At 37.3% G+C, this 11,430-nt stretch carries 10 protein-coding genes; 8 read left to right on the forward strand and 2 right to left on the reverse strand.

The window, feature by feature from the left end; all coding sequences use genetic code 11:
* Positions 1-30: 30 nt before the first annotated feature.
* Positions 31-264 carry an acyl carrier protein gene (locus tag NMU02_RS13230; protein ID WP_255028437.1) on the reverse strand — a complete coding sequence of 78 codons (234 nt, stop codon included), beginning with the start codon at positions 262-264 and terminating at the stop codon, positions 31-33.
* Between the two features lie 94 nt (positions 265-358).
* On the opposite strand from NMU02_RS13230, the gene NMU02_RS13235 reads away from it, so the two are divergent.
* The 7 genes from NMU02_RS13235 (at position 359) to NMU02_RS13265 (ending at position 8,750) form a co-directional block, all read left to right on the forward strand.
* Positions 359-490 (forward strand): hypothetical protein, encoded by a 132-nt coding sequence (locus tag NMU02_RS13235; RefSeq protein ID WP_255028438.1) that lies wholly within the window; start codon positions 359-361, stop codon positions 488-490.
* 476 nt (positions 491-966) lie between these two features.
* Complete coding sequence (gene dnaE, locus NMU02_RS13240; RefSeq protein WP_255028439.1) at positions 967-4,782, forward strand: DNA polymerase III subunit alpha; 3,816 nt, start codon at positions 967-969, stop codon at positions 4,780-4,782.
* A 131-nt stretch (positions 4,783-4,913) separates the two neighbouring features.
* Complete coding sequence (gene trxA, locus NMU02_RS13245) at positions 4,914-5,228, forward strand: thioredoxin (protein ID WP_255028440.1); 315 nt, start codon at positions 4,914-4,916, stop codon at positions 5,226-5,228.
* An 81-nt stretch (positions 5,229-5,309) separates the two neighbouring features.
* On the forward strand, positions 5,310-6,308 hold the full coding sequence (locus tag NMU02_RS13250) for a cation diffusion facilitator family transporter (protein WP_255028441.1): 999 nt from the start codon (positions 5,310-5,312) through the stop codon (positions 6,306-6,308).
* 385 nt (positions 6,309-6,693) lie between these two features.
* Positions 6,694-7,239 (forward strand): porin family protein, encoded by a 546-nt coding sequence (locus tag NMU02_RS13255; protein WP_255028442.1) that lies wholly within the window; start codon positions 6,694-6,696, stop codon positions 7,237-7,239.
* 187 nt (positions 7,240-7,426) lie between these two features.
* Complete coding sequence (locus tag NMU02_RS13260) at positions 7,427-8,041, forward strand: L-threonylcarbamoyladenylate synthase (RefSeq protein ID WP_255028443.1); 615 nt, start codon at positions 7,427-7,429, stop codon at positions 8,039-8,041.
* Positions 8,042-8,090: 49 nt separating this feature from the next.
* A complete protein-coding gene (locus tag NMU02_RS13265; protein WP_255028444.1) occupies positions 8,091-8,750 on the forward strand; it encodes an HAD family hydrolase in 660 nt (219 codons plus the stop codon).
* A 68-nt stretch (positions 8,751-8,818) separates the two neighbouring features.
* Here the strand turns inward: NMU02_RS13265 and NMU02_RS13270 are convergent, their stop codons facing one another.
* Positions 8,819-10,483: a tetratricopeptide repeat protein gene (locus tag NMU02_RS13270; protein ID WP_255028445.1), complete on the reverse strand. Its 1,665-nt coding sequence runs from the start codon at positions 10,481-10,483 to the stop codon at positions 8,819-8,821.
* Positions 10,484-10,896: 413 nt separating this feature from the next.
* Here NMU02_RS13270 and NMU02_RS13275 point away from each other — a divergent pair, with 413 nt between their 5' ends.
* On the forward strand, positions 10,897-11,358 hold the full coding sequence (locus tag NMU02_RS13275) for an alanyl-tRNA editing protein (protein ID WP_255028446.1): 462 nt from the start codon (positions 10,897-10,899) through the stop codon (positions 11,356-11,358).
* Positions 11,359-11,430: the final 72 nt, after the last annotated feature.

Below are 11,430 nucleotides of genomic sequence, written 5' to 3' on the forward strand. Positions count from 1 at the left end.
AATTCCTCCATTATCTTAACGTATAAAATATCATTTCTGTAAATTGCGGATACATCGATAAAGTTCCGAAACAGTATCTACATGAGATAAATCATTAATATCCAAATGTACATGATATTCTTCTTCAATCATCATTACACAAGATGTTGCGAACAGCAGATTCCATTCCTGCAATTCTTTGAGATGCGTACTAGGACCGAAATTATCTTTTTGAGTTTTATACAATAAAGATGACATATTATTTATAAACCGTAGTTCTTCCATAATTTTATATTTATGCCCTTATACTTCTTATAAACGGGATGGAGGCCTGTTTTGTTCAGATTTTATGAGAGAATAAACAATAATTTCGTCTTTTATGAAAACAACTGCTTTTTTATCGGGAAATGGCTCGGAGATAGGGCTGGGGCAGGAAACTTTTTATTTTTATGGTCATATAGAGAATAGTCATAAGGGTAAAGTTTGTGTTAAATGGAATAAAAAAGATTAACTGATAGTAAAACAGATAGATAAAAATGACTTTTGTAAAATAAATTACCGATAATTTATTCCGGTTTGTCGTGTTCATTCCCCGGTTTGTCGATATTTTTTGTAAGAGTAATGTTCGGTTTTTATTTTTGTTAATGTAAAAATCTCTTTTATTTCTGTGACAGAAATAAGCAAATACGATGTATATTTTTTCGATTAAACTATTCTATATATTTTGGTTATACGGCATTTTCTTTGGGAAAAGAGAATGTCGTTTTTTCTTTACTGTGACAAAATAGATTTAAGAGATATTATTCGATATATAGGAATGAGTGTATGTGGATAAATTCGAAAACAGTAAAACCGCTTTTTTGCAGATTAAGAAGAATTGGTCGGATGTTAAAGTTTCGGAAACCATAAAATTTTGCAGATTCTTTTTTTCTGGCTGCGATTTGCTTTGTAACTTTACACCTCGAACAAGATAAAACACAAAAGAACATGCATCCTTTTATACATCTGCACGTCCATTCACAATACTCTATTCTCGATGGCCAAGCCAGTATTCAGGCTTTGGTAGATAAAGCCATGCACGACGGAATGCCCGGCATCGCCATTACCGACCATGGGAATATGTTCGGAATAAAAGAGTTTTATAATTATGTGAATAAAAAGAACAGTGGGATAAAAAGCGAAATAAAAGAGCTGAAAAAACGATTATCGGGACTCGAAAAAGGTACTGTAGAGAGTGAAAATCGGGAGGTTGAGATCGCCGATTGCAGAAAACGTATCGAAGAAGCAGAAAAAAAACTGTTTAAGCCGATTATCGGTTGTGAAATGTATGTTGCACGCCAACGGTTACAGGATAAAAATGGAAAGCCTGACCAAAGCGGATATCATCTGGTCGTACTGGCAAAGAATGAAAAAGGATATCACAACTTGATCAAGCTGGTGTCGAAAGCTTGGACGGAAGGTTTTTATATGCGTCCTCGTACCGATCGGGTCGAACTTGAGAAATATCATGAAGGACTTATCGTATCTTCTGCTTGTTTAGGAGGCGAGGTCCCTAAAAAAATAAATAAAGGGTTGCTCGACGAAGCTGAAGAAGCGGTGCAATGGCATAAGAGGGTATTCGGCGATGATTATTATCTCGAGCTCCAGCGTCATAAGGCAACTGTTCCTCGGGCCAATCACGAGGCTTATCCTTTGCAGGTGACGGCTAATGAAAAAATACTTGAGTTCGCTAAAAAATATAATATTAAGGTCATTTGTACCAATGACGTTCATTTTGTGGATGAGGAGAATGCCGAAGCACATGACCGTCTTATTTGTTTGAGTACAGGAAAAGATCTCGATGATCCTAACCGTATGCTTTATTCAAAACAAGAGTGGTTGAAAACTACGGCCGAAATGAATGATCTTTTTGGAGATGTGCCCGAGGCTTTGATTAATACGCAAGAAATATGTGATAAAGTAGAGTTCTATTCTATCGATCATCCTCCTATTATGCCGACTTTCGCTATCCCTGAAGAATTTGGTACCGAGGACGAATATCGGCAGAAATATTCTGAAAAAGACCTGTTCGACGAGTTTACCAGAGATGAGAACGGAAAAGTGGTACTTAGTGAAGAAGATGCACATAAAAAAATAGATACTCTGGGAGGATACGATAAATTGTATCGTATCAAGCTCGAGGCCGATTACCTTAAAAAGCTGGCTTTCGATGGAGCGAAAGAGTTATATGGAGATCCCTTACCGGCTGAGGTAGAGGAACGAATGATTTTTGAGCTTCATATTATGAAGACAATGGGATTTCCGGGTTACTTTCTTATTGTGCAGGATTTTATTGCGGCTGCTCGTCGTATGGGAGTTTCGGTAGGGCCTGGTCGTGGATCGGCAGCTGGATCTGCTGTGGCCTATTGTTTGGGAATCACGAAAATAGATCCTATACAGTATGATTTACTGTTCGAGCGTTTTTTGAACCCCGATCGTATATCTCTCCCTGATATCGATATCGATTTCGATGACGACGGTAGAGGTGAAGTGTTACGTTGGGTAACCGAAAAATATGGTTATGAGAAAGTCGCTCACATTATTACTTATGGTACAATGGCGACCAAACTGGCTATAAAAGATGTGGCCAGAGTGGAGAAATTACCTTTGTCTGAATCGGACCGTTTGACCAAACTCATCCCCGACCGTTTACCTGAGAAAAACGGAAAGTCACCCAAGATAAATCTTAAGAATTGTATCGAAGCTGTTCCCGAATTGCGTCAGGCTTGTGAATCGGATAATATTCTGATAAACGAGACAATGAAATATGCGCAGATGCTCGAAGGGAATGTGCGGGGTACTGGTGTACATGCCTGTGGAACAATCATTTGTCGTGATGATATTACCGATTGGGTTCCGGTAAGTACGGCCGACGACAAGGAAACAGGAGAAAAAATGCTGGTTACCCAGTATGAAGGTTCTGTTATCGAAGACACCGGACTTATTAAAATGGACTTTCTCGGGTTAAAGACCCTTTCGATTATAAAAGAAGCGGTTGCGAATATAAAATTGAGCAGGGGGATCGATATCGATATCGATAAAATATCGATTAATGACGAAGCTACTTATAAGCTATATAGCGAGGGGCGGACGATAGGTACGTTCCAGTTCGAATCGGCCGGTATGCAAAAATATTTGCGGGAGTTACAACCTACTACCTTCGAGGATCTTATCGCTATGAATGCTTTATATCGTCCGGGCCCTATGGATTATATTCCTCAGTTCATCGACCGGAAACATGGTCGTGAGCCTATCGAATATGATATTCCGGTTATGGAAAAATACCTGAAGGATACGTATGGTATTACCGTGTATCAGGAACAGGTGATGTTACTCTCGCGATTGCTGGCCGATTTTACCCGTGGTGAATCGGATGCTTTGCGTAAAGCGATGGGTAAAAAACTAAAAGATAAACTGGATGCTTTAAAACCGAAATTTATCGACGGGGGTAAAAAGAATGGTCATAAGGCCGAAACTCTCGAAAAAATATGGGCCGACTGGGAAAAATTTGCTTCTTATGCTTTCAACAAATCGCATGCTACCTGTTATTCGTGGGTAGCTTATCAGACAGCTTATCTGAAAGCGAATTATCCTTCGGAATATATGGCTGCGGTAATGAGTCGGAATATTTCGAACATTACTGAAATTACTAAACTCATGGATGAATGTAAAGCCATGGGTATACAGGTACTCGGCCCGGATGTAAATGAAAGTAATCTGAAGTTTACCGCTAATAAAGAAGGTAATATCCGGTTTGGTCTGGGCGCTGTAAAAGGTGTAGGTGAATCAGCTGTCAAGGCTATTATGGATGAGCGAAATGCGAATGGTCCATTTACGGGTATTTTTAATTTTGTACAGCGGGTAAACCTGAACGCATGTAATAAGAAAAATATCGAAAGTTTGGCATTGGCGGGGGGCTTCGATAGTTTTCCCGAGTTACAGCGAGAGCAGTATTTTGTGCAAAATAGTAAAGGTGAGAGTTTTCTCGAGACGCTGGTAAGATACGGGAATAAATATCAGGTCGATAAACAGATGCAGACTAATTCTCTGTTTGGGGGTAGCAATACTATTGAAATTTCAAAGCCGGAAATTTTACCGGCCGAAAAATGGTCTGATCTCGAACGTCTCGATAAAGAACGGGAATTGGTGGGCATTTATCTTTCGGCTCATCCTCTCGACGATTATGCAATCGCTTTAGAGTATGGTTGTAATACACGCATGGTTGAGTTAGCAGACCGTTCTGCTCTTATCGGGCGTGAGATTGTTATGGGGGGTATTGTTACCGGATTTAGAGAAGGAATGACTAAGCGAGGTAAGCCTTTCGGTATCCTTAAAATAGAAGATTATTCGGGTACAGCCGAAATACCTTTGTTCGGAAATGATTTTGTCGATTACCGAAAATTCGGATTTAACGGTATGTATCTTCTTATACGAGGACAATATCAGCCTCGCAAGTTCAATGAAAGCGAATATGATCTCCGTATTTCTTCTATTACTCAGTTACCTGATGTAAAAGATCAGTTATTGGAGAATATTACTATTTCGATACCTCTGGGTTCTTTACATAAAGGAAATATCGATACATTATATGATTTGTTGCCAGCACATAAAGAGTCGCAGACGAAATTGTTTTTCGAACTGGTAGATCCCGAGAGTAATTACCGGGTGAAACTCTTTGCTCGTAATACGAATATCAGTGTGACAAAAGAACTGATAAATTTTCTTAATTCGAGTGAGGAGCTCTCGTTCAAAATTAATGCATGAAGTTAAGCTGGTATATTGTGAATAAAGATATTGTGCAAATTCTTAAACATATTAATGTAGGATATTGTTTTTTTTGTACTTTTGTTCAAGTCTAAAAAAACAGTCTTTTATTAAAACTAATTTATAGAATTATGGCTTTACATTTTACTGACGCTAATGTCAAAGAAGAAATCGCTACCGGAAAACTGGTGATTGTTGATTTGTGGGCAGAATGGTGCGGTCCCTGCCGGAGTATAGGGCCTGCCGTCGAAGAGTTGGCAACCGAGTTCGAAGGTAAGGCAGTTATCGGCAAATATAATGTAGATGAAAACGATGAACTCAGTAGTGAATACGGAGTACGCAGTATCCCTACGATTTTGTTTTTTAAGAATGGAGAGTTGGCCGATAAACAGGTAGGCGCGTCTTCTAAAGCTGATTTAAAGGCAAAAATAGAAAAATTACTCTGACGGAAAACAATCGGTAAAAAATATATTCACCCGGTAAAACCCGAAAGGGACTTACCGGGTGAACTCATTATGTAGAATATTATGACACAAGTGAATGAAGATATACTAAAGCAAAAAGTACAGCGCTGGATCGTAATGGGATCGGTTTTGTTGCTTGTGTGTAAATTCGTTGCTTTTGCTATTACCAATTCGGTAGGTATCCTTACTGATGCTATGGAAAGTATCGTTAACGTAGCTGCTGGTTTTATAAGTTTATATAGTTTGCATATCGCTGCTAAGCCGAAAGATGAAGATCATCCTTTTGGGCATGGGAAGGTAGAGTTCGTTTCGGCATCATTTGAGGGAATACTTATTATTATTGCAGGTGGATCGATTATATTTGAAGGGATAAAACGTCTTTTTATCCCTTCGGTGATCGAGAAGCTCGATATTGGGATTATCATTGTTGCTGTTTCCGGGCTTATAAATTACCTGATGGGAGCATATAGTATATATACAGGTAAAAAATACCGTTCGATGGCGTTAGTTGCCGGAGGCAGGCATTTACAATCCGATACTTACTCTACTATCGGTTTGGTAGCGGGTTTGCTTATTCTTTATTTTACCCGTATTGCTTGGATCGATAGCGCTTTAGCTCTCATTTTCGGAGGTATTATCGTAATAACAGGTATTTCGATATTAAGAAAGACAATTGCTAATTTGCTCGATAGAGCCGATAGCGAACTGCTTAAAGGGTTGGTTGAAGTAATTTCTCGTAATCGCCAGGTGTATTGGATAGATATACATAATCTCAAAATGATACAATACGGGAGTTATTATTATATCGATTGTGATCTCACACTCCCTTGGTATTATACTATTAAACAAGGACATGAGGCCGCCGAAAAACTGAAAGAGATTATTCTGGCAGGTTATTCTGAGAAAGTGCAGGTATCTATACATTCCGACTCCTGTAATGAAAAATATTGTAAGCACTGTGGGATTCAAGATTGCTTATATCGTAAATTTCCTTTTGTTTCTTTGTTACCTTTTTCTTTGAAAGAAATCACCGAAAGTGATGAAGATCGTGATGAAAAATAGCGATAATTCTATCACTTTTCAGTGATAAAACATTTTTTTGTTTTTGTATGAAAATCTTAGTCTATGTGTAAATATATGTAATAATTCGTGCCTTTAATTTTTTAATAGAGAAGGTTTAAGTATAATTACAGCACCTTTGTTTTTATTGATAGTTCGGATATGAAATGGAATTTATAGGAAATAGGTCTCGGTTGTAAAATAAATTCACGCTTAATAAAAACCTTAAGAAAAAAGGATATATATGGTCGGGAGTCGAAAGATTTCCGTCCTGAAAACGGATCGTATTCTTAAAATATTTGTTACATTTGTTTTATTGTAAACAGATATTTGCATAAAAACACCTCTTTTATACAAGGTGCAATGCGAAATTTTAAAATATGAAAGTATGAGAAAATTGATTGTTTTATCCGTTATGCTGTTTTTAGGTTCTGTTACTTTTGCTCAGATGAAAGTGGGATTCGGACCTAAGTTTAATATGAATATCGCTAATTTGACTTCGTCAGACGGGAATGCTCGTGTCGGTATCGGTTTAGGCGCTTTTGCAAATCTTCGTTTTAACGATTATGTTGCTTTACAACCTGAGTTACTATTCAGTATGCAGGGTGCAAAAGGTAGTGGAACGACGATAAAGTATAATTACTTCAAAGTGCCGATGATGGTAAAGGCCTACCTTTTTAAAGGGTTGAATATAGAATTGGGGCCTGAGCTTAATTTTCTGGTAAATCCGCGAGTAAAATCAGAAGGAATAACGGTTGATCTTACTGGAAGTAAACATGTTGAGTTAGCTATTGGTGTTGGTTTAGGTTATGAGTTCGAGTCGGGCCTGACAGCAGGATTTCGATATAATGCCGGTTTGACAAAAGTTTATAAATATGCCGATTGGAAAAATAGTGTTTTTGAAATCGGGATAGGTTGGAAATTTTCTTTATAAAAAATAATTATGAATGCGTGTGCCCGGGAATCTTATAAATTTTCGGGCATATTTGTAAATATAATCCATAGCTCGATACTTTTATAAGTATCTGTTTCTTTATTGGCTCGTATTTAAAAACGGTACTCCTCGTATATCTGTTTTTCGAATCAATTAATTCTTATATTTGTATAAAAAACAGGTGGGTATGGCAACGTTAGTAAAAATTTATCCTGAAAATCCGAATCCTCGTGAGGTGGATAGGGTTGTAGATATCTTGAAAGAGGGTGGTTTGATTATATATCCTACCGATACGGTGTATGCTATTGGCTGCGATGCGTTGAACGTAAGGGCGGTAGAAAAAATTTGCAGATTGAAAGATATTAATCCGCAAAAGGTGAATTTATCTATTATTTGTTATGATCTGAGTAACCTGAGCCAGTATGTAAAGGTAAGTAATGCATATTTTAAGCTAATGAAAAAAAATCTGCCCGGCCCATTTACTTTTATTTTGCCTACTCATTCAAATCTGCCTAAAATATATAAAAATCGAAAAACCGTAGGAATACGTGTACCGGAAAATACGATTATACGAGAGATTGTAAGGGTATTGGGAAATCCGGTATTGACGACATCGGTACGGGATGAGGATGATCTTATTGAGTATTCTACCGACCCGGAGTTGATGGCTGAACATTATCATAATGATGTAGATGTAGTTATCGATGGCGGTTATGGTGGGTTGGAACCATCGACGGTTGTCGATTGTAGTGGCGTAGAGCCCGAAATTCTACGGCAAGGAAAAGGAGACCTTATTTTTTGACCTCCATTTTTGCTGACTTTCGTATTGTTGTTTTTCAAAAAATTATGTGATGAAAAAACTGGTTATTTTCGATCTCGATGGTACGTTATTGAATACGATCGATGATTTAGCTGTGAGTACGAATTTTGCTTTATCTTGTTGTGGATTTCCAGAGCACAAGGTGTCGCAGTATAAATATTTCGTTGGTAACGGAATTGCGAAGTTATTTGAAAGAGCACTTCCGGAAAATGAACGAAATGAGCAGAATATCGCTCGTATGAGAATGTATTTTCTTGAACATTATACGGTTAATAATACCTGCCATACGGTTCCTTACGATGGAATACCCGATTTACTGCGTTCGCTTGCAGATCAAGATGTGAAACTGGCGGTGGCTTCTAATAAATATCAGCAGGGAACAGAGAAGTTAATCGATTATTATTTTGGTGATATTCCTTTTATTGCTGTGTTGGGACAACGTGAAGGGGTACCGGTAAAACCCGATCCGGTTATTATAGAAGAGATACTCGGGGTTGCGGGGATATCTCGAGATGAAACTCTTTATACCGGAGATTCAGGTGTCGATATGCAAACGGCTAAAAATGCAGGAGTTGAATCGGTAGGAGTGACTTGGGGATTTCGATCGAAAGGTGAACTTCTCGAAAACGGGGCTTGTCATGTTGTTGATTATCCCGGGGAATTATTAAAATATATGAGTGAGCGATTGTAATAGAAATGGCCTTTGACAACAAAATCGGTTATCAAAGGCCGTTTCAGTTTAATCTGTATTTGTTGTTTTTATTTATAATATTCGATTGAACGTTGTTTTACTGTGGAAAGGTTTCCATTGATAAAACAGGATTGTTTAACCCAGTTTCCGCTTTCGTCATAGATATACTCATAGGTAGTGACGGTTTCTTTTGCCGCTTTTACATTGATTGTTTTTATCAGGTCTCCTTTATCGTTGTATTTGTATTGGGTATTCGATACAGTTTTACCGATATTTTCGGACCGGTTCGTGAGTTTTCCGGTTTTATCGAATGTATCGATTGTCGTGTTTTTAGGAGTTGTAGCCTTGTATTTCTTAGTCGAAACGAGTGTATCGTTCTCGAAGGTGTAAAGCGTGATATATTTAACACCCGATACAAAAACTGTTTGTTGTGACGGTAAGTCGTTCTTATAAGTAAATGTTTGTAATGTACTTTCTTTTTTACGATTGTTTACAAATGTTATTTTAGAAAGCCGGTTGGTACCGTCGATATAAAAATATTTTTCATTCCCAGTCGGAGTGACTGCCGAATTAAGGGAGAAGTCTGCTCGATAAAGTAATTGCGTTGCTTTTATTTCTTTTCCGCTGGTCGTTTGCACGAGGGTCGTTTGCCCTAATTCGTTATATTGAGTCATTGTAGATGTTTCGGGGAGTGATTTTCTTGATCCCTCGCTCAAGGTAATTTCATTTACGCTTTTTACATATCCTTTTAAACCGTCGGCTTGGATATTCCAACGGGATTTGTCGATGCGTCTAAGGAGATTTTCCGCCTTCGCACGATATTCCGATTGTGGGAAAGCTGCAATAAACGTATCGTATTTTTTTAGAGTACAGTTTTGCAGTAAATCTTGATAAGACATTTCCTCGATTTTGGCCTGTATCTCGGTTTTCATAGGATGCTCGGGATAACGTTGAATAAGACTTGTATAGCCTTCGAGTGTATTTTGCGCTGTTGCTTGGTCGTAAGCAAGAGCATAAATCCTTTTTTGAGCTTCGGGTACAAGGGTAGAATGAGGATATTGTTGTATGAATGCACTATATGATTCGATTGTATTGCTAAGTTTCGAGAAAATGATTTTATCGACAATCTGTGTTATTTCTTCTACTTTGTCCGACTCGGGATAATTTGCCAGGAAATAATTATAGGCGTCGATAGTCCCCTTTTCCATCGTTTCATTATAGGCGGCATTTTCTTTTAGCATCATGGCCTCTTGTCGGAAAGAGCAATTATTGCATAAAGTCAGTATTTTGGCATATCCTTCTTCTGTATTTGTCTTTTTTGCATCAGCTAAAAGATTATTTTCAATTTCTCCTTTTATCTTATCGAGTGAGCTACCGTGTTTTTTAAGGAATTTCGTGATTTTCTGTTGATCTTGAGTACTTATTTTCGTCCCTTGTGTATTTATAATATTACCGCTGTTTATTATCTCATTGATTTTTTCGTAGGCCATAACAGGATTGTATGCCTTGTATTGGGGAGAATTGAATAGAATACAGTCGCAAATATCGATCAGAATAAGGTCTTTATCTTTAGTATAAACCTGATTTCTTTTTTCAACGGCTTTTGTTATTTTTCCTTCTTGAAGCAGCTCGAGTATTTTGTCGGCTTTTTGTGCATTTAATGTTGGAAAAAGTGCACACGAGACGACCAGAAATAAACTTATTTTTTTGATGAATCCGAAATGGTGTTTCATATCCTTTTGTTTTTTAATGTAATCTTAGGTTGATAAGTGTAAAATTTATAAAACCCTTTTTGTTTTTGCAAATATAATACATATATTCACAATTTTAGAATATTAAGCTTCCGTTTTTTGGAAATGAATTAGTTGGAACCAATTGGGGGAGTGGGTATAGGACTGCTAAAAAGTGTTTTTTAAATTTCTGTACGTTTTAATTATTGTGGCTATAGTATTATGAAGAGGAAGTATTTTCTGATGGTGTTGATCTTATGTTGTCCGAAATGTTTTTATGCATAAGGAGAGATTTCTGAGAAAAATATTTGAAGCAAGATAGTATTTATATAGTCATATGTCAGAAAAAATTTTGGTAATTGTGGGCTAATTGTCTAAATATTAATTTTATATCGATATTTATTAAATAGAAAATAATGGAACAAGAACCTGTATTAAATGATCATAACAAAGAGGAATATCCTCCGATGCATACTGTAGAGCATATCTTGAATCAGACAATGATACGTATGTTCGGCTGTGAACGTTCAAAAAATAGCCATATCGAACGTAAAAAAAGTAAATGTGATTATTGTATCGAAGAAGAACCTTTCGAAGGAAAAATAAAAGAAATCGAAGACTCGGTGAATGCGGTTATCGAACAGCATCTGCCGGTTACTTCCTTTTTTGTAGACCGGGCGAATGTTCCGAAAGAAGTCGATTTGAGTAAATTGCCGTCGGCTGCCGGAGAAACATTGCGAATTGTGAAAATAGGAGATTATGACACTTGCGCCTGTGTCGGGAAGCATGTTGGTAATACTAAAGAGATCGGTCGTTTTTCGATTATTAGCTATAATTTTAGCGATGGTAGATTACGATTGCGGTTCAAATTGATATGATATTTTTGTAATATCGGACTTATTTTTCTCAACAGAGACAAAAAAAATACATTTTGTAAATCAGTGATAATA

The sequence above is a fragment of the Coprobacter tertius genome, from assembly GCF_024330105.1.
Lineage (GTDB): Bacteria > Bacteroidota > Bacteroidia > Bacteroidales > Coprobacteraceae > Coprobacter > Coprobacter tertius.